Annotated in this window: 14 protein-coding genes; 10 read left to right on the top strand and 4 right to left on the bottom strand. The window is 71.0% G+C overall.

Features of this window, described 5'->3' with window-relative positions:
- The first annotated feature begins 5 nt into the window (after positions 1-5).
- The 3 genes from ABZ192_RS26985 to fdhD are packed head-to-tail and all read left to right on the top strand — an operon-like array spanning position 6 to position 3,542.
- Positions 6-1,829: an NAD(P)H-dependent oxidoreductase subunit E gene (locus ABZ192_RS26985; protein WP_356927043.1), complete on the top strand. Its 1,824-nt coding sequence runs from the start codon at positions 6-8 to the stop codon at positions 1,827-1,829.
- Positions 1,826-2,686 (top strand): 2Fe-2S iron-sulfur cluster-binding protein, encoded by an 861-nt coding sequence (locus tag ABZ192_RS26990; RefSeq protein ID WP_356927044.1) that lies wholly within the window; start codon positions 1,826-1,828, stop codon positions 2,684-2,686. The genes ABZ192_RS26985 and ABZ192_RS26990 overlap by 4 nt, the downstream gene beginning before the upstream one ends.
- Positions 2,687-2,693: 7 nt before the next feature.
- Positions 2,694-3,542, top strand: coding sequence for a formate dehydrogenase accessory sulfurtransferase FdhD (gene fdhD / locus ABZ192_RS26995; protein WP_356927045.1), 849 nt, complete (start codon positions 2,694-2,696; stop codon positions 3,540-3,542).
- Positions 3,543-3,639: 97 nt separating this feature from the next.
- Here the strand turns inward: fdhD and ABZ192_RS27000 are convergent, their stop codons facing one another.
- A complete protein-coding gene (locus ABZ192_RS27000) occupies positions 3,640-4,077 on the bottom strand; it encodes a MarR family winged helix-turn-helix transcriptional regulator (RefSeq protein ID WP_356927046.1) in 438 nt (145 codons plus the stop codon).
- A 104-nt stretch (positions 4,078-4,181) separates the two neighbouring features.
- Here ABZ192_RS27000 and ABZ192_RS27005 point away from each other — a divergent pair, with 104 nt between their 5' ends.
- The 3 genes from ABZ192_RS27005 (at position 4,182) to ABZ192_RS27015 (ending at position 8,392) form a co-directional block, all read left to right on the top strand.
- Complete coding sequence (locus tag ABZ192_RS27005; protein ID WP_356927047.1) at positions 4,182-5,099, top strand: zinc-binding dehydrogenase; 918 nt, start codon at positions 4,182-4,184, stop codon at positions 5,097-5,099.
- A gap of 171 nt (positions 5,100-5,270) precedes the next feature.
- Positions 5,271-7,142, top strand: coding sequence for a sialidase family protein (locus ABZ192_RS27010; protein WP_356927048.1), 1,872 nt, complete (start codon positions 5,271-5,273; stop codon positions 7,140-7,142).
- An 11-nt stretch (positions 7,143-7,153) separates the two neighbouring features.
- A complete protein-coding gene (locus ABZ192_RS27015; RefSeq protein ID WP_356927049.1) occupies positions 7,154-8,392 on the top strand; it encodes a DUF4185 domain-containing protein in 1,239 nt (412 codons plus the stop codon).
- Here ABZ192_RS27015 and ABZ192_RS27020 read toward each other — a convergent pair.
- A complete protein-coding gene (locus tag ABZ192_RS27020; protein ID WP_356927081.1) occupies positions 8,328-9,341 on the bottom strand; it encodes a bile acid:sodium symporter family protein in 1,014 nt (337 codons plus the stop codon). The two genes, ABZ192_RS27015 and ABZ192_RS27020, sit on opposite strands and share 65 nt — an antisense overlap.
- Positions 9,342-9,529: 188 nt before the next feature.
- On the opposite strand from ABZ192_RS27020, the gene ABZ192_RS27025 reads away from it, so the two are divergent.
- The 3 genes from ABZ192_RS27025 to ABZ192_RS27035 all read left to right on the top strand — a co-directional run bounded on the left by ABZ192_RS27025 (position 9,530) and on the right by ABZ192_RS27035 (position 13,462).
- Entirely contained in the window at positions 9,530-10,462 is a 933-nt protein-coding gene (locus ABZ192_RS27025; RefSeq protein ID WP_356927050.1) for a LysR substrate-binding domain-containing protein, read from the top strand.
- Between the two features lie 224 nt (positions 10,463-10,686).
- Entirely contained in the window at positions 10,687-12,513 is a 1,827-nt protein-coding gene (locus ABZ192_RS27030) for an AMP-dependent synthetase/ligase (protein ID WP_356927051.1), read from the top strand.
- A gap of 157 nt (positions 12,514-12,670) precedes the next feature.
- On the top strand, positions 12,671-13,462 hold the full coding sequence (locus ABZ192_RS27035; protein WP_356927082.1) for an aldo/keto reductase: 792 nt from the start codon (positions 12,671-12,673) through the stop codon (positions 13,460-13,462).
- A gap of 162 nt (positions 13,463-13,624) precedes the next feature.
- On the opposite strand, the gene ABZ192_RS27040 is transcribed toward ABZ192_RS27035, so the two are convergent.
- Together ABZ192_RS27040 and ABZ192_RS27045 are read right to left on the bottom strand one after the other, a co-directional pair.
- Entirely contained in the window at positions 13,625-14,542 is a 918-nt protein-coding gene (locus ABZ192_RS27040) for a class I SAM-dependent methyltransferase (protein WP_356927052.1), read from the bottom strand.
- Between the two features lie 137 nt (positions 14,543-14,679).
- Positions 14,680-16,401, bottom strand: a complete 1,722-nt coding sequence (locus ABZ192_RS27045; RefSeq protein WP_356927053.1) for a glycoside hydrolase family 6 protein — start codon at positions 16,399-16,401, stop codon at positions 14,680-14,682.
- Positions 16,402-16,802: 401 nt separating this feature from the next.
- On the opposite strand from ABZ192_RS27045, the gene ABZ192_RS27050 reads away from it, so the two are divergent.
- On the top strand, positions 16,803-19,721 hold the full coding sequence (locus ABZ192_RS27050) for a glycoside hydrolase family 48 protein (protein WP_356927054.1): 2,919 nt from the start codon (positions 16,803-16,805) through the stop codon (positions 19,719-19,721).
- The last annotated feature ends 103 nt before the right edge of the window (positions 19,722-19,824 follow it).

Below are 19,824 nucleotides of genomic sequence, written 5' to 3' on the forward strand. Positions count from 1 at the left end.
GCACTGTGGACCTGCACTTCGGTGACAGCAAGCCGACGGACGAGGAACGGGCGGCCGTCGACGCCCTGCTCGGGCCTCCGGAGTCCTCCTGGGAGGGCGCCGACCGTTCCGACGCCGATCTCAGGTGGGCCCGTGGCGGACGTGAGGCCCGGGACCGCCGCGACCTGCTGTTGCCGGGGCTGCACGCGATCAACGACCGGGTCGGCTGGATCAGCGACGGCGCCCTGGACTACCTGTGCCGGCGGCTGACGGTGCCGCCGGCGGAGGCGTACGGGGTCGCCACCTTCTACGCCATGTTCTCCGTCAAGCCGCGTCCGGCGACCGTGCTCCACGTGTGCACGGACCTGGCGTGCGCGGCGGCCGGGGCCCCGGAGCTGTGCGCGGGGATCGAGGAGCGGCTGGGGCTCGGCAGCGGGGTGAGCGTCCAGCGCAGCCCCTGCCTGGGCCTGTGCGAACGAGCCCCGGCCGCGCTCGCGATCAGGGCCGGGGACCCGGTCCGTACGGCGGTCTCGGCGCCGGCGACCGTGCACGACGCCGTCCTCGCCGCGAGCGCCCCCGACTCGGCGCCGGAGGAACCCCCGGCCGCGCTGGCGGTGCCCCAGGCCGGGCAGGACGGCCTGATGCTGCTGCACCGGGTCGGCGTGGTCGACCCGGCGTCCCTGGACGACTACCGCGCCCACGGCGGCTACACCGCCCTGCGCCGGGCCTTCGAACTGGGTCCCGCCGGGGTCATCCGCGAGGTCACCGACTCGGGCCTGGCCGGGCGGGGCGGCGCGGCTTTCCCGACCGGCCGCAAGTGGCAGGCCACGGCGTCCCAGCCGGACCATCCGCACTACCTCGTCTGCAACGCCGACGAGTCCGAGCCGGGCACCTTCAAGGACCGCGTGCTCATGGAGGGCGACCCGTACGCGCTGGTCGAGGCCATGACGATCGCCGCGTATGCGACGGGCGCCCACCAGGGCTACCTCTACCTGCGCGGCGAGTACCCGCGCGCCCTGCACCGCCTCGAACACGCGATCGCGCAGGCCCGCGCCCGGGGACTGCTCGGCGACGACGTCCTCGGCCAGGGCTACGCCTTCGACATCGAGATCCGGCGCGGTGCGGGCGCCTACATCTGCGGTGAGGAGACGGCCCTGTTCAACTCCATCGAGGGCTACCGGGGCGAGCCCCGCTCGAAGCCGCCGTTCCCCGTGGAGAAGGGCCTGTTCGGCAAGCCGACGGTCGAGAACAACGTCGAGACGCTGGTCAACGTGCTGCCGATCCTCACCATGGGCGCCCCGGCGTACGCGGCGATCGGCACGGGCCGGTCCACCGGGCCGAAGCTGTTCTGCGTGTCCGGGAGTGTGGAGCGGCCGGGCGTCTACGAGCTGCCGTTCGGCGCGACGCTGGGCGACCTGCTCACCCTCGCCGGGGTGCGGGACGGGCTGCGGGCGGTGCTGCTCGGCGGGGCGGCGGGCGGCTTCGTACGGGCCGACGAGCTGGACATCCCGCTCACCTTCGAAGGGACACGGGAGGCGGGCACGACGCTCGGCTCGGGCGTCGTCATGGCTTTCGACGACACTGTGCCCCTCCCCCGGCTGCTGCTGCGCATCGCGGAGTTCTTCCGCGACGAGTCGTGCGGCCAGTGCGTGCCCTGCCGGGTCGGGACCGTGCGGCAGGAGGAGGCGCTGCACCGGATCGTGGAGCGTACCGGCGCCTCCGCGGCCGGGGACATCGCCCTGCTCAGGGAGGTCGGCCGCGCGATGCGGGACGCCTCGATCTGCGGTCTCGGCCAGACCGCGTGGAACGCCGTGGAATCCGCCATCGACCGTCTGGGGGCGTACGAATGACCGTCACACCGCTGGGGATCCCGCGCCGCATGCTGGAGTTCACGATCGACGGCGAGGAGGCCAGGGTCCCCGAGGGCTCGACGATCCTCGACGCCTGCCGGGCGGCCGGGAAGGACATCCCGACCCTGTGCGAGGGCGACACCCTGCGCCCGAAGAACGCCTGCCGGGTCTGCGTCGTCGAGGTCGAGGGGTCCCGCACCCTCGTCCCGGCCTGCTCCCGTAAGGCCGAGCCGGGCATGGAGGTCCGCACCGACACCGAACGCGCCCGGCACAGCCGCAAGGTCGTCCTCGAACTGCTCGCGTCGTCGGTCGATCTGTCGACCACGCCCCGCGTCGCCGAGTGGCTCAAGGAGTACGAGGCGAAGCCGGACCGCTTCGGCCCGGACGCGGCCCGCCTCAACGAGGAACCGAGGGTCGACAACGACCTGTACGTACGCGACTACGACAAGTGCATCCTCTGCTACAAGTGCGTCGACGCCTGCGGCGACCAGTGGCAGAACACCTTCGCGATCTCGGTCGCCGGGCGCGGTTTCGACGCCCGGATCGCCGTGGAGCACGACGCCCCGCTGACCGACTCGGCGTGCGTGTACTGCGGGAACTGCATCGAGGTGTGCCCCACGGGTGCGCTGTCCTTCAAGTCCGAGTTCGACATGCGCGCGGCGGGTACGTGGGACGAGTCGCGGCAGACGGAGACGACGACGGTGTGCGCGTACTGCGGAGTGGGCTGCAATCTCACGCTGCACGTGCAGGACAATGAGATCGTGAAGGTCACGTCACCGCACGACAACCCGGTGACCCACGGCAACCTCTGCATCAAGGGCCGCTTCGGCTACCAGCACGTACAGAACCGGGGCTGATCAGGACATGGGACGAGTCACGGAACGACGCAAGGTGCTCCGCATCCGCGACGGGGCGGTCTCCAGCCGTCCGGACACGCTCGTCGCCGAGGAGCCCCTGGAGATCCGGCTGAACGGCAAGCCCCTGGCGATCACCATGCGCACGCCGGGCGACGACTTCGCGCTGGCGGCGGGCTTCCTGGTGAGCGAGGGGGTGCTCGGCGGGCAGCGGGACCTGCGGAACATCGTCTACTGCGCCGGGGCCACGGCCGACGGCTCGAACACGTACAACGTGGTCGACGTGCAGACGGCCCCCGGGGTGGTGATCCCCGACATCACGCTGGAGCGGAACGTCTACACGACGTCTTCCTGCGGGCTGTGCGGCAAGGCCTCGCTGGACGCGGTGCGGACGACGGCCCGCTGGCCCATCGCCGACACTCCCCCGGTCCGGGTCACTCCCGAGCTGCTGTCGGACCTGCCCGACCGGCTGCGTGCCGCCCAGCGGGTCTTCGACCGGACCGGCGGCCTGCACGCGGCGGCCCTCTTCTCACAGGAGGGCGAGCTGCTGGACGTCCGGGAGGACGTGGGCCGGCACAACGCGGTCGACAAGCTGGTCGGCCGCGCCCTGCAGAACGGGGAGCTGCCGCTGTCCCGGACGATCCTGCTCGTCTCGGGCCGCGCCTCCTTCGAGCTGGCGCAGAAGGCCGTGATGGCCGGTATCCCGGTCCTGGCGGCGGTGTCGGCGCCGTCCTCGCTGGCGGTGGATCTGGCCGCCGAGACGGGCCTGACGCTGGTGGGCTTCCTGCGGGGCAGCTCCATGAACGTGTACGCGGGTGAGGACCGGATCGCCCTGCGGGCCGCGGCCGCCCAGGGCTGACCAGGCTCCTTCCGCGACACGGCGGCGGGGCCCCGACCGGCGGGGAGCGCCCCCTGCGCCGCAGGGGCCCCGTCTCGGCCTGCCGGGCCCTGGAGTGTCAGTCCGCGGTGCCGGATATCCGCAGCAGCATGCTCGTGAACTGCTCGCGTTCGGCCGCCGACAGCGGGGCGAGCAGCTCGTCGTTGGCGGCGCGGGCCGCCTTCTCGCAGCGCGTCAGCAGCCGGGCTCCCCGGGCGGTGAGGGACACCGCGTTCTTCCGCCGGTCCTTCGGGTCCGGCTCGCGCACCACCAGGCCCGCCGCCTGCAGGTCGTTCAGGACGCCGACCAGGTCCTTGGGGTCCAGCCGGACCCCGCGGCCGAGGTCGGCCTGCGCGACGGGGCCGAGGTCGCGGACGGCGGACAGCACCACGTGGTGCCACATCCGCATGTCCTGCTCGGCCAGTGCCGCGGCCACCAGGGCCCGGCCGCGTGCGGCGGCACGGCCGAGCAGCCAGCTGGGCAGGGAGCGGATCGCGGGGAGGGGGGCTTCCGACATGGCCGCAGCCTAACCAAGAAATCGTTGGTTCTCCCTATGACTCTCCTATACCGTTGGGCACCCCAACGAACTCGTTGGGGTTACCGACGACATCCGGAGGTGCGATGCGCCGCGTCCGCTACGAATCCCGAGGCGGCCCCCTGTTCCTGGAGGAGGCACCGGTGCCCGAGCCGGGCCCCGGAGAGCTGCTCGTGCGCGCGGAGGCGATCGGCGTCACGCTCCCGGTCGTCCGCAAGGTCGGCGAGGCGGCGGAGCCGGTCCCGCTCGGCGGCGAGATCGCCGGGGAGGTCACGGCCGTCGGCGAGGGCGTCACCCGCTTCGGCACCGGCGACCGCGTGACGGGGCTCTGTTTCGGCCACGGCTACGCCGACTTCGCGCTCCTGCACGAGGCCATGGCCTCCCCGGTCCCGGCGGACGCCGACGCCGTCACGGCCGTCGCCCTGGTCCGCGGCGGCCTGGTCGCCCTCGGCGCCCTGGAGGCGGCACGGCCCGAGCCGGGGGAAGCGGCCCTTGTGACCGCCGCGGCGAGCGGTGTCGGGCACCTGGCCGTGCAACTGGCCAGGACGCGGGGCGCCGGACGGGTCGTGGGGGCCGTCTCCGACCCGGCCAAGGCCGGCTTCGTCCGCGGCCTCGGCGCCGACCACGTCGTCACCTACGGCGACGACACCTGGGGCGCCCCGGTCGACTACGCCCTGGACGCGGTCGGCGGCGAGCTGCTCACCCCGGCCCTCGCCGCACTCGCCCCGGAGGGACGGCTGGTGGCGTACAGCTCGGGCGGCGGCACCGTCCAGGCGTACGACCTGCTCGCCGGCGCCAAGTCGGTCATCGGGTTCCAGATGGCCCGTGTCGCGCGCGGGAAACCGGAGTTGTACGAGCAGTGGCGCGAGGAACTGTGGCGGCTGTTCGCGGCCGGCGAGGTCAGGCCCCTCGTGCACGGGGAGTTCGCCCTTCAGGACGCGGCCAAGGCACACGGGGAGATCGAGGCGAGGGCCAACCTCGGCAAGGTCGTCCTGATCCCCTGACGCACGCTCCTTGTGGGGGGTCTGTGAAGCCAAGTACCGTCTGTGGCCCCACACATGGGACGTGGGATGTCCGATTGACCGAATGTCCGCGCCTCGGACTTCCGACCTCCGGATTTCCGTTCCCGTGCCTCGGTGGTCCAGCCGACAGACGCATGAAGGGCAGGTCGCACCATGCCGTCAAGACTTCGCGCACGTCTGAGATCCACCCTGACAGCCGTCCTCACCGCCGCGGCGCTGCTCGCGCCCGTCGGCCCGGCCCGCGCCCAACCCGTCACCGCCTTACCGGAGTTCGAGCAACAGGTCCTCTTCAAGGCCTCGCAGGACCCCGGCTACGCGTGCTTCCGGATCCCCGCGATCGTGCGGACCACGGCCGGCACACTGCTCGCCTTCGCCGAGGGCCGCGTCCTCAACTGCGGTGACGCGGCCGACATCGACATCGTCCTCAAGCGCTCCACCGACGGCGGCCGCACCTGGGGACCGCTCCAGGTCGTCAACGAGGGCGCGGGCGACACGCACGGCAACCCGGCGCCCCTCGTGGACCGCAGGACCGGCCGGATCCTGCTGGCCGAGACGTACAACCCGGGCCGTACGGACGCCGGCAACTGCACCGTCCCCTGCGACCGCACCCCGCACCTCCAGTACAGCGACGACGACGGCCGGACCTGGTCCGAGCCGCGCGACCTGAGCGAGCAGATCCTGCCCGGCCACTGGAACTCCTGGTACGCCACCGGGCCCGTGCACGGCATCCAGCTCACCCGCGGCAAGCACGCCGGGCGGCTGGTCTTCGGCGTCAACACCGAGACCTGGAACGGCAGCCGGGTCAGCGCCAACCACGCCGCGCTCATCGTCAGCGACGACGGCGGCGACCACTGGCGGATCGGAGCCACGGACTCCTGGCCGATAGCGCAGGACGGCATGTTCCGGCAGAAGCCCTCCGAGGTGACGCTCACCGAACGGGCCGACGGGGCCGTCCTCGTCAGCGGCCGCGAACAGGACGGCACCGACCTGGGGCACCGCTCCCAGACCCTCAGCCTGGACGGCGGCGACAGCTTCGCCACGCCCTTCCGCGCCCTCCCGGACCTGTACACCCCGCAGGTCCAGGGCGCGACGCTGCGCCTCGGCCACCGGATGCTGCTCTCCGCCCCGGCCGATCCCGACCGCCGCCGGACCATGACGGTCCGCTCCTCCTACGACGGCGGGCGCACCTGGGACAGCGTGGACCGGGGCACGGTCGTCACCACGGACTGGTCCGGCTACTCCGACATGGCGGCGGTTGACGCCTCGACGGTCGGCCTGCTGTACGAGGGCGGCGCGGTCGACGCCCGCGACGAGATCCGCTTCGCCCGCTTCACCGAGGACTGGCTCAAACCGCGCCGTGGCGCCGACCCGACCACCCTCGACGCGGCACCGGGCGCGCGGCCCGCGGCCGTCCTCGGCGATGCCGGGCGGACGGCCGGTGTCCGCGGCAGCGCGCTGTCCTTCGACGGCACCGACGACGCCGTACGCCTGCCCTACCGGTCCCGCCTGCCGCTCGGCGAGGGGGACTTCACGGCCTCGCTGTTCTTCCGCTACACGGCCACGACCGGCGAACAGCCCTTCCTGTGGATGGGCGGCATCGGCAGCACCCAGCCGCAGGTCTGGCTGCGCGGGGAACCGGCGAGCGACCGGGTCCGGGCGCTCATCACCACCCGGTCGGGCGCGACGACCCTCCGGACGGCCTCGGTGTGGACCGACGGCGCCCACAACGACGGCCGCTGGCACCACCTGGTCCTGCGCCGGGGCGGCGGGCACCTGACCCTCTTCCTCGACGGCACGCCGATCAGCACTCCGGACGTGCCGGGCTCGGTCAGCCGTAACTCCCCGTTCGGCGTGCACATCGGCCAGCGCATGGACAGCCGGGCGTTCCTGACGGGGGCGATCGACGACGTCCGCGTCTGGAACCGGGCTCTCAGCGACAGGGAGTTGGGCGCCGGCACCAAGGGCGCGGCCACCAGGGGCACGGTGCTGTGGCTCCCCATGGACCGGGTGAGCGGCAGCAACTAACGTCACGCCACGTGCCCGACGACGCAGAAGCAGCACGAGCACGACAGCGCACGGGAACCGGGATCGGCCTGCTGCTGGTCCTGGTTCTCGGGGCCGCGCTGCTCATCGCCCTCCCGGAGGACGAGAGTCCGGACGACGAGGCCGCCTGCCGGGCGCGCACCGTGCGCTCCTGGCAGGCGGACGACGGCCTCACCGCCGAGTTCGCCCGCTACGGCGACGACGCGGCCCGCACCGACGACTGGACCGGCGGTGACGGCACGCACTCGGTGCGGCTGCCGGACGGCAGGGTGCTGTGGCTGTTCTCCGACACCTACCTGGGCCGGGTGTACGGCCCGCCCAACCCGGCCGGTGAGTCCCACGCCTGGCGGGACACCACCGCGCCGCTGGTGCGCAACTCGGCCGTGCTGATGCGCGACGGCCGACTGGAGACCACCCTCCCCGCCCCGCTCTTCGCCGACCCGGCGCCGAACCAGTGGCGCTGGCCGGTCGCCGCCCGCGTCGAACCCCGCTCCCCCGGCTCCTCGGAGCAGGTCGTCCGGGTGCTGCTGTGGGTGCGCACGGCCGGCCAGGCCCCGTGGATCTACGGCGTGCCCACCGCGACCGAGGTGGCCACGCTGTCGCTGCCCGAGCTGCGCCTGGAGTCGGTCGTCAAGGTGCTCGACCAGCAGCTGGTCCCGGACCCCTCCCGGCGGGTGCTGTTCGGCACGACGCTGGTCGAGGAGGACGGCTGGACGTACGTCTTCGGCGGGGACGACGGCCGGGCCGCCTCCCGCCCGGTCTCGCACGCCTACGTGGTGCGGGTGCCGGAGGGCCGGCTCGGGGATCCGGCGGCCTGGCGGTACTGGAACGGCTCGGCGTGGGCGGCCGGCGCCCGTCCCCGGGCGGTGCTCGGGGACGGGCAGCGCAGGGGCGTGGGCAGCGCGTTCTCGGTCGTCCGGGACGGCGGGACGTACCTGCTGTTCACGATGGCCGCGGGCGCGAAGGGCCTGACCACCGTCGCCTCCTACTGGGCGTGCTCCCCGGCCGGGCCGTGGCACGGGCCCGCGAAGGAGTTCAGCCCGTCGCTGCCGCAGGGCCAGGTGGCCGCCTACAACCCGCAGGCGCACCCGGTGCTGAGCGGCGAGGGACGTCTCGTGCTGAGCTACGACGTCAACTGGCTGGAGACGACGGGTGCCGCCGCCCAGCTCAGCCGGAACGTGTCCCTGTACCGACCGCGGTTCGTGACGCTGCGGCTGGCTCCGCCCCGGTGACCTCCGGGCGGGGGTCGTGCGAGCGGCGCTTGGCGATCACCGCGCAGACCATCAGCTGCATCTGGTGGAAGAGCATCAGCGGCAGCACGGCCAGCGAGGCCTGCGGGCCGAACAGGACGCTCGCCATGGGCAGTCCGGCGGCCAGGGACTTCTTCGAGCCGGCGAACTGGAGGGTGATCCGGTCCTCCCGGACGAAGCCCAGCGCCTTGCCGCCGTACCAGGTCAGCAGCAACATCACGGCGAGGATCACGGCCTCGACCACGAGCAGCCCGCCCAGGCGGAGGGGGCTCACCTGGTGCCAGATGCCCTGGACCATGCCCTGACTGAACGCGGTGTAGACGACGAGCAGGATCGAGCCGCGGTCCACCAGCGCGAGGACCTTCTTGTGGCGGGTGACGAAGCCGCCGATCCAGCGGCGCAGCAGCTGCCCGGCGAGGAACGGCACGAGCAGTTGCAGCACGATCTTCAGCAGCGAGTCGGCGGAGAACCCGCCGCCGCTGCCGCCGAGCAGCGAGGCCGCGAGCAGCGGGGTGGCGACGATGCCGACGAGGGAGGAGAAGGAGCCCGCGCAGATCGCGGCGGGCACGTTGCCGCGGGCCATCGAGGTGAAGGCGATCGAGGACTGCACGGTCGACGGGACGAGCGTGAGGAAGAGCAGGCCCTGGTACAGCGGGTGCGTCAGGATCACCGGCACCAGCCCGCGGGCCGCCAGGCCGAGCAGCGGGAAGACGACGAAGGTGCAGGCCAGAACGGTGACGTGGAGCCGCCAATGGCGCAGCCCGTCCAGGGCCTCACGGGTGGACAGCCGGGCGCCGTAGAGGAAGAACAGCAGGGCGATCGCCGCCGTCGAGGCACCGGACGCGACATCCGCGACCGCTCCGCGCGCCGGGAACAGCGCGGCGACACCCACCGTCGCGAGGAGGAGAAGGATGTACGGGTCGATCGGCATCCGACGCGGCCGGCGCAGGCGTTTCACGGTGCTCCACTTGCTCGGGACTTACGGGCGGTACATACGTGCGGTACTCACGTGCGGTACAGGGCCGGTACGGCCCCCTTCCATCCTGCTCCCCGACCCGGCGATCGGGAATCCCGCATACCGCTCTCACTGTCATCACGTTCCGCGATAACCTGGCGGACATGTACGACCCCGCCCATCTGCGCACCTTCCTGTCGGTGGCGCAGACGCTGAGCTTCACGCAGGCCGCCCGGCGGCTCGGGCTGCGGCAGTCCACCGTCAGCCAGCACGTGCGGCGGCTGGAGGACGCCACCGGGCGGACGCTGTTCACCCGGGACACGCACTCGGTGGAGCTCACGGAGGACGGCGAGGCCATGCTCGGGTTCGCGCGCCGGATCCTGGAGGTGCACGAGCAGGCGACGGCGTTCTTCACGGGCACCCGGCTGCGCGGCCGGCTGCGTTTCGGCGCGTCGGAGGACTTCGTGCTGACCCGGCTGCCGGAGATCCTGGAAGGCTTCCGGCACGACCACCCCGAGGTCGACCTGGAGCTGACGGTCGAGCTGTCGGGCACGCTGCACGAGCAGCTCGCCGCCGGGCAGCTGGACCTCGTCCTGGCCAAGCGGCGGCCCGAGGATCCGCGCGGGGAGCTGGTCCGGCACGACAGGCTGGTGTGGATCGGCGCGGAGCGCCTCCGGCTCGACCCGGACCGTCCCGTGCCGCTCATCGTCTACCCGCCGCCGGGCATCACCCGCGCGCTCGCCCTGGAGGCGCTGGAGCGGCAGGGCCGCGAGTGGCGTGTGGTGTGCACGAGCGGCTCCCTCAACGGCCTCGTCGCGGCGGCCCGGGCGGGGCTCGGTGTGATGGCCCACTCCCGCGGGCTCATCCCGCCGGGCCTGGTCCGGATCCCGGACCGGGCGGGGCTGCCGGAACTGGGACAGGTCGACTTCGTCGTGGTCCACGGCCGACGGAGCCCCGCCGCCCAGGGAGCGGCGGACGCCCTGGCCGCGGCGATCCTGGCGGGCGGCGACCGACTGAACCGGAGTGACGAAATCCGCCTTAGGGGCGCTGACAGAAGAGACGGCCGAGCACCGCGCACGAGGAGCCTCGGGCCGTAGGGGGTCGTACAGATTCGGTGGAGATTACGGCTCCGAAACTTACTCAACCGTCAGGATTCTGTCCGACCCTTCCCCATGTGGGCGCATTTTCCCTCCCTGACCAGCGCGGACAAGAGTGCTGCTCGCCTTCGCCACCCCTCCCGCCCTCTGCCCGGTTGGGGTAGCTTTCACGGCGCTGTGCGGAGCGTCACTCAACAAAAGCGCTGAGGAGCGGGGAGCGGGGTTTGCGCGAGTTCACCAACCCTCCGTTGGCGTTGGCACCTCCGGTGGGCGGTCTGGCCGACGTGGTCTTCGAGCATGCCCGGGAGGACCCGCTGCGCATCGCGCTGGGCCGCAAGGACGAGTCCGGGCAGTGGCGGGACGTCACCAGCGCCGAGTTCCGCGACGAGGTGCTCGCCCTGGCCAAGGGCCTGCTGGCGAGCGGCATCCGGTTCGGCGACCGGGTCGCGATCATGTCGCGGACGCGCTACGAGTGGACGCTGTTCGACTACGCGCTGTGGACGATCGGCGCCCAGGTGGTGCCGGTCTACCCGACGTCCTCGGCCGAGCAGTGCTTCTGGATGCTGTACGACGCCGAGGTGACGGCCGCGGTCGTGGAGCACGAGGACCACGCGATGACGATCGCCACCGTCATCGACCGGCTGCCCCAGCTGCGGCGCCTGTGGCAGCTCGACTCCGGCGCCGTGCACGAGCTGTACGACGCCGGCGCGCACCTCGACGACGAGGTGGTGCACCGCCACCGCCAGGCCGTCACCCCCGACTCGGTCGCCACGATCATCTACACCTCGGGCACCACCGGCCGCCCCAAGGGCTGTGTCATCACGCACGGCAACTTCATGTACGAGGCGGACACCGTCATCGAGCGCTGGGAGCCGGTGTTCCACTCCAAGCGCGGCGACGAGGCCGCCACCCTGCTGTTCCTGCCGCTCGCCCACGTCTTCGGGCGGATGGTCCAGGTCGCCGGGATCCGGGGCAAGGTGAGGTTCGGCCATCAGCCGCAGCTGAACGCGGCGGCCCTGCTGCCCGACCTGGCCGCGTTCAAGCCGACGTTCTTCCTGGCCGTGCCGTACATCTTCGAGAAAGTGTTCAACGCGGCCCGCCGCAAGGCCGAGAAGGAGGGGCGTTCCGGCCCGTTCGAGAAGGCCGTCGACATCGCCATCAAGTACGCCGACGCGATGGAGGCGAAGGCCTGGGGCACCGGCCCCGGCCCGTCCGCCGGCCTGCGCATGCAGCACCAGTTGTTCGACAAGCTCGTCTACGCCAAGATCCGCGCCGCGATGGGCGGCCGCATCAAGCACGCCATGTCGGGCGGTTCGGCGATGGACCGGCGGCTCGGCCTGTTCTTCGCCGGGGCGGGCGTGCACATCTACGAGGGCTACGGCCTGACCGAGTCCACGGCCGCCGCGACCGCCAACCCGCCCGGCCGCACCCGCTTCGGCACGGTCGGGCAGCCCATCCCCGGCATGACCGTGCACATCGCGGACGACGGCGAGATCTGGCTGCACGGCCAGAACGTCTTCCAGGGGTACCTCAACAACCCCAAGGCGACCGACCAGACCCTGCACGACGGCTGGCTGGCCACCGGCGACCTCGGCGCACTCGACGAGGACGGCTACCTCACCATCACCGGCCGCAAAAAGGAGATCCTGGTCACATCGGGCGGCAAGAGCGTTTCGCCCGGCGTGCTGGAGGAACGCGTCCGTGACCATCCACTGGTCAACCAGTGCATCGTCGTCGGCAACGACCGCCCGTACATCGCCGCCCTCGTGACCCTCGACCAGGAGGCCGTGGAGCACTGGCTGACGATGCGGGGCAAGCCGCGGATGTCCGCGGCGGAGCTGGTGCGCGACGCGGATCTGGAGGCGGAGGTGCGGCGCGCGGTGGTCGCGGCCAACACCCTTGTCTCGCAGGCCGAGTCCATCCGCACCTTCCGCATCCTGGCCCAGCCGTTCACCGAGGAGCACGGGCTGCTGACCCCGTCCCTGAAGCTGAAGCGGAAGGCGATCGAAAAGGCGTACGAGAAAGAGGTCGAGGCACTGTACCGGGCATGAATGTCCAGGTAACAGGTGAATCTCACGCCGGAATTCTCCCGTCAGGAATGCATCACGGCTCGTGATCGTTGACGATGGGAGGTACACCGACCACAAACCGAAGGATCGAGAGCTCGTGAGCAAGGTCCCCCCGATCATCCTGAACAACGGCGTCGAGATGCCCCAGCTGGGCTTCGGCGTCTGGCAGGTGCCGGACGACGAGGCCGAGTCGGCCGTCGCGACGGCGCTGGAGGCCGGGTACCGCAGCATCGACACAGCGGCGATCTACGGCAACGAGAAGGGCACCGGCAAGGCCATCGGCGCGTCGGGTCTCCCCCGCGAGGAGCTGTTCGTCACGACGAAGCTCTGGAACGCCGACCAGGGGTACGACTCGACGCTGCGCGCCTTCGACACGTCGCTGGACAAGCTCGGCCTGGACTTCGTCGACCTGTACCTGATCCACTGGCCGCTGCCGGCCCGGGGCACCTACGTCGACACGTACAAGGCGTTCGAGAAGCTGCACGCCGACGGCCGGATCCGGGCCATCGGTGTCTCCAACTTCCTTCCCGAGCACCTGGAGCGGCTGATCGGCGAGACGTCGGTCATCCCGGCCGTGAACCAGATCGAGCTGCACCCGCACCTCCAGCAGAGCGAGGCCCGTGAGTACCACGCGGAGCAGGGCATCGCCACGGAGGCCTGGTCGCCGCTCGGCCAGGGCAAGGGCCTGCTGGAGGTCCCGGCGATCGTGGCCATCGCCCGGAAGCACAACCGCACTCCGGCCCAGGTCGTCCTGCGCTGGCACATCCAGCTGGGCAACGTGGTCATCCCCAAGTCCGTGACACCGGCGCGGATCAAGGAGAACATCGAGGTCTTCGACTTCAGCCTGGACACGGAGGACCTGGCGGCCATCAGCGCCCTCAACGAGAACCGCCGCCTGGGCCCCGACCCGGCAACATTCGACGGCGCCTGATCCGCACGACTGCCCGCAGCCACCTAGCTGCGGGCAGTCGTGTCTCCCCAGTGCCTTAAGGGCCTGGCGGTGCCCCCAGGCGACACGGGTGGGCGCAGCGGCACCCCGCCACGCCGGGCTGCGCACCCACCCGCCCTCAGCACCAACGCAGAGCACCCCGTATCAACCGGCAGCCGCCCGAACCGCCGTGTGCACCGTATGCGCCTCCAAGACGAACACATCCGCCCGCCGGTACAGACTCGCCTCGTCGTCGGGATCAAGCAGCCGATCAAGAGTCGCGAGATCCTCCGAGTCGAGCCCGCCCCCGAGCCTCTCGCGCACGTGTGACAGAGACGCCACGACATAGCCCCGGGCCCGCTCCGAAGCAGGCGCGGGCAGGTCGAGCAGGAACGTATGCGTCCTGGTGTGCTTCAGTCCCGCGGCGGCCAGCAGCCCCCGCCAGTCCTCCGCCTCCGCGACATGCCCCGGCAACTCCGCCCGCATCCGCGTGAACCACTCCGCCTCCACCGCGTCGATGCGCGCCTGCAGTCCGGGCCGTCCGATGCCGAAGTCGCGCGGCAGGTACCGCGGCGGCAGACCACCCTCCATCAGGGCGAGCGTGCCACCGGGCGCCAGCCGAGCCGCGAAGGCGGTGAGCGCGGCCCGCTGGTCGCCCAGGTGGTGCAGGCTGCGGCTCGCCCAGAGCAGGTCGGCCGGGTAGTCCAACTGGTCCAGTACATCCGGGAGTTCACCGACGATCGTGCCGAAGCGGTCGGCGACTCCCAGCCGCTCGGCCCGGGCCCGCGCCCGCTCCAGCAGTGGCTCGGAGCCGTCCACTGCGACGATCCGCGCGCCCGGGAACGTCTCGGCGAACAGACACGACACGACGCCCGGCCCACTGCCCGCGTCGACGATCAGGCCCGGCTCGGTCACCTCCTGCGCCAGCCAGGCCATGGCCCGTTCGTACAGGGAGGCGAACAGCTCCGCCTGTGACTCCAGCTTCGGGCCCATCTCGGCCCAGTCGATGTCCGTGGAGCCGTGATGGTGGCCATGGCCCTGCCCGTGCTCCGGGTTGTGCTCGTGGTCGTGGTCGTGCGCCATGGTGTTCAGCCTCTCCCTCGGATGCCGTCAGCCTGCGCCGACGCACCGGGGAAGGCCACCGCTCTTGCCGCCCCCGCAAAAAGTGATCCGCCGGGGCCGAAGCCCCGGCGGATCCGTGGGGACGGGGTGTCAGCGGGTCAGGACAGCGGCGGGTACGCGTTCTGCATCAGCTGCCGGAACTGGGCGGAGAACCAGTGCCCGGACAGCGGGGCGTCCGGCAGGGCACCGGACGGGTTGTTGCCGTTGCGCGGGTTGCCCTCGTACGTCGGGTCGCACATCCGGTCGAAGCCCTTGCCCTCGGGGTTCGGGATCTCCTTGCTCGCCCCGTCGGACTCGCCCGGGGGCTTCATCCACACGTAGGCGTCGATCCCGGCGGCCGGGCTGGCCTGCGGGCGCTCGCCGAGGCCGGCTCCGGACTGGTTGCACCAGTTGCCGGGATTGATGCGGCGGTCGTAGCGGCCGCCGTCGACGTAGGTGTCGACGGAGGTCTGGGCGCCGGGGCCGGTGGGCCGGTTCGCGCCGCCCCAGCCGTTGCGGGAGGTGTCGATCAGCATGCCGATGCCGGAGTTGAAACCGACCGAGACCAGCTGGTTGCGGAACGCCTGGGCGAAGGACAGCTCGTCGACGTAGCGGTTCCAGTCGACCCACTTCGACTCGCGGACGGACTTGCCGGCCACGTTGTCGCTGATGGAGAAGTGGTCTTCCTTCAGGGCGCTGTAGTTCGCCGTGTTGGTGATGAAGCCGTGGACGTCGTTGACGGTCGCGCCCTCGGCGGTCGCCGCCTCCTTGAACAGGGTCGCGGAGGGGGCGAAGTTGTCGTCCCAGCCGATCCAGCCGTGGTGGCCGGCGTCGACGTAGTTGTAGACGTTCGGCACGTCGCCGAGCTTGTTCAGCGCGTAGCCGACGCCCTTGATGTAGTTGCCGTTGGCCTTCATCACGTCGCACGCCGGGGTGGCCGTCGGGCGGCTGCCGGTGTTGGTGACGAGGTTCGGCAGCGAGTCGATCTCGACGGTCGTGACGATCCGCAGCGAGGAGTACTTCGAATCGGCGAGGATCGCCTTGATCGGGTCGATGTACTCCGTCTTGTAACGGCCGATCTCGTCGGGCTTCAGTTCGCCGTTGGAGGCGAGGGCGGCGCAGTCACGGCCGGGCAGGTTGTAGATGACGAGCTGGACGACGAGCTCGCCGGAGCCCTTCTGGCGCAGCGCCTCGTCGAGGTGGGCGCGCAGGCCCATCTTGCCGCCGGCGCCGTTGATCGCGGCGATCCGGTCCAGCCAGACACCGGTCGGCTGGTTGGCGATGCGGCTGCCGCCCGGCTCGGCGGCGGCGTTCGCGGACCACTCGGGGTTCACGTACACCTTGGCGCCGTCGTAGGGGTTGTTCACCCGGTTGGCGGGGCCGCCCGGGTCCGGCGGGTCCGTGGGGCCGCCGGGACCGCCGCTGTCCACGTTGCAGGTCACGCCGTCGAGCGTGAAGGTGGCCGGGATCGCGTTGCTGCCGCTGTAGGAGCCCTGGAAGCCGAAGCTGACCGAACCGCCCGTCGCGAGCTGGGCGTTGTAGCTCTCGTTGGCCACGGTGACGTCGGCACCGCTCTGACTGATCTTGGCGTTCCAGCCGCTGGTGACCTTCTGGTTGCCGGCGTACGACCACTTCAGCGACCAGGACGACTTCGCGGCACTGTTGTTGGTGATGGTCACGGCGGCGGTGAAGCCGGTGTTCCACTGGTTCTGCACCTTGTAGTCGACGGTGCAGGGGACGGCGGCGGTGCCGATCCCGCCCGGATCGACGGCGAACGCCGTGCCGGTCGCTCCGGCGACCAGGGCCATGGCGGCCAGTAACGCTGTTCTCGTACGGCTCATGAGTGCGGGTTTCCCTTTCGGTGGTGGGGGTGTCAGCCGTTCAGGGCGCGCTCCGACAAGGACATGAGGAACCCGGCACCGGCACTCGCGCAGCCGGGGACGACCGCGAGGGCGGCGGCTCTAAGTACTGAACGCGAGGGGTGTCGCATGAGCGACTCCGTGCAGGTCGGGCCCGTCGTGACGGACGCGTCGACTGATGGAACCGCTCCCACTGGTGTCAAGGAAGGTAGCGCCAAGTGTCGGCAAAGAACAGGGGAGTCACTGACTTTCGCTCAACACACGGCGTCGAATCTTTTCGACTCTTCAAAAACCTTGACCGGTACCTGACCCGTCCTCACTATGGGAGCGCTCCCACTGGTTCAAGCCTTGACTTCTCCGAGCCGCAAGGAGGAACCAGCACCATGCATCCCCCACCCCGGAGGCGGAGAGCGGTGCGGCGTCTGTGGACCGCCGCGCTCGCAGCTCTCGCACTTCCGTTGACGATGCTCTCCTCAGGGTCGACCACCGCGCAGGCGGCCGCACTTCAGTGCAGTGTCGATTACAAGACGAACGACTGGGGCTCCGGCTTCACCGCGGACCTGACCCTCACCAACCGCGGCACGGACGCCATCGACGGCTGGACGCTGACCTACGCCTACTCCGGCAACCAGAAGCTGGGCAACGGCTGGAACGGCACCTGGTCGCAGTCCGGCCAGAACATCACCGTCAAGAACGCCGCCCACAACGGGCGGGTCGCCGCGGGCGCCGCCGTCTCCACCGGCGCCCAGTTCAGCTACAGCGGCAGCAACACCGCGCCCACGTCCTTCGCGGTCAACGGCACCCCCTGCACCGGCGCGCACCAGCCGCCGATCGCCGTGCTGACCAGCCCGGCCGCCGGCGCCGTCTACACCCAGGGCGAGGCGGTTCCGCTGGCGGCCACCGCGGCCGCCGCGGACAACGCCACGATCAGCAAGGTGGAGTTCTACGACGACACCAAGCTGCTGGGCACGGACACCAGCGCACCCTACGCGCTGTCCGTCTCGGATTTGACCGTGGGCAGTCATTCCCTGGCGGCGAAGGCCTACGACAGCATGGGCGCCTCCGCCGACTCCACCCCGGTCGGCATCACGGTCGCCTCCGGCCCCACCGTCGTCGCCTCGCCCCTCCAACTGGGCGTGCAGTCTGGCAAATCGGGCACGTACGAGGTGAAGCTGTCCAAGCAGCCGGCGTCCAACGTGACGGTGACGTCGGCCAGGGCGAGCGGCAACTCGGGCCTGTCGGTCACCGGCGGCGCCTCGCTCACCTTCACCCCGCAGAACTGGAACACCGCGCAGAAGGTGACCGTGACAGCGGCCAACTCCGGTACGGGTTCCGCCGTGTTCGAGTCGACGGCCGCGGGCCACGCCAAGGCCTCGGTCACCGTCACCCAGCTGGCGGCGACGAAGGCCTACGACGCCCGCTTCCTGGAGCTCTACGGAAAGATCACCAACCCGGCGAACGGCTACTTCTCCCCCGAGGGCATTCCCTACCACTCGGTCGAGACGCTGATCGTCGAGGCGCCGGACCACGGCCACGAGACCACCTCGGAGGCGTACAGCTACCTCCTGTGGCTCCAGGCCATGTACGGCAAGGTGACCGGTGACTGGTCCAAGTTCAACGGCGCGTGGGACCTCATGGAGAAGTACATGATCCCCACCAAGGCCGACCAGCCGACCAACTCCTTCTACAACGCCTCCAAGCCGGCGACCTACGCGCCCGAGCTGGACACACCGGGCGAATACCCGGCCAAGCTCGACACCGGCGTCTCGGTCGGCCGGGACCCGATCGCGGCCGAGCTGAAGAGCGCGTACGGAACGGACGACGTCTACGGCATGCACTGGCTCCAGGACGTCGACAACGTCTACGGCTACGGCAACTCGCCCGGCAAGTGTGAGGCGGGGCCGTCGGACACCGGCCCGTCGTACATCAACACCTTCCAGCGCGGCCCGCAGGAGTCGGTGTGGGAGACGGTGCCGCAGCCGACCTGTGACGCCTTCAAGTACGGCGGCAAGAACGGCTATCTGGACCTGTTCACCGGTGACGCCTCCTACGCCAAGCAGTGGAAGTTCACCAACGCGCCGGACGCCGACGCGCGCGCCGTGCAGGCCGCCTACTGGGCGGACCTGTGGGCGAAGGAGCAGGGCAAGGGCGGGCAGGTCTCCGGGACCGTCGCCAAGGCGGCCAAGATGGGCGACTACCTGCGCTACTCCATGTTCGACAAGTACTTCAAGAAGATCGGCAACTGCGTCGGCCCCTCGGCCTGCCCGGCGGGCACCGGCAAGGACGCCTCGATGTACCTGATGTCCTGGTACTACGCCTGGGGCGGCGCCACCGACACCTCGGCCGGCTGGGCCTGGCGGATCGGCTCCAGCCACGCCCACGGCGGCTACCAGAACCCGCTCGCCGCGTACGCGCTGAGCAGCTACGCTCCGCTGAAGCCCAAGTCGGCGACGGGCGCGGCGGACTGGGCCAAGTCCATGGACCGGCAGCTGGAGTTCTACCGCTGGCTGCAGTCCGACGAGGGTGCCATCGCCGGCGGCGCGACCAACAGCTGGGCGGGCCGGTACGCGACCCCGCCCGCCGGGAAGTCGACGTTCTACGGCATGTACTACGACGAGAAGCCGGTCTACCACGACCCGCCGTCCAACCAGTGGTTCGGCTTCCAGGCGTGGTCCATGGAGCGGGTCGCCGAGCTGTACCAGCAGACGGGGAACGCGCAGGCCAAGACGGTCCTCGACAAGTGGGTCGACTGGGCGTTGTCCAAGACCACGTTCAACCCGGACGGCACGTTCCGCATCCCGTCGACGCTCCAGTGGTCGGGCCAGCCCGACACCTGGAACGCCTCCAGCCCCGGCTCCAACAGCGGGCTGCACGTCACCGTCGCCGACTACACCAACGACGTCGGTGTGGCGGCCTCGTACGCCAAGACCCTGACGTACTACGCCGACCGCTCCGGTGACACGGAGGCCGCGGCGGCGGCGAAGAAGCTGCTGGACGGGATGTGGGCGAACCACCAGGACGACATCGGGGTCGCCGTCCCGGAGAACCGCGCGGACTACAACCGGTTCGACGACCCGGTGTCGATCCCGAGTGGCTGGACGGGCACGATGCCGAACGGTGACGCGATCAACTCGTCGTCGACGTTCGACTCGATCCGGTCCTTCTACGAGGACGACCCCGCCTGGTCGAAGATCGAGAGTTATCTCGCGGGCGGTGCGGTGCCGTCGTTCACGTATCACCGGTTCTGGGCTCAGGCGGATATCGCCCTGGCCATGGGCTCGTACGCGGAGCTTCTCGAATAGCCCCCGCCGGGCGCTCCGCGGGTTGGGCGGTTGTTGTCTGCGGGCCGTATGTGGCTGGTCGCGCAGTTCCCCTCGCCCCTGAGCAGCGTCCGAAGCTCTGCGT

The sequence above is a fragment of the Streptomyces sp. NPDC006235 genome (genome assembly GCF_040613735.1).
Lineage (GTDB): Bacteria > Actinomycetota > Actinomycetes > Streptomycetales > Streptomycetaceae > Streptomyces.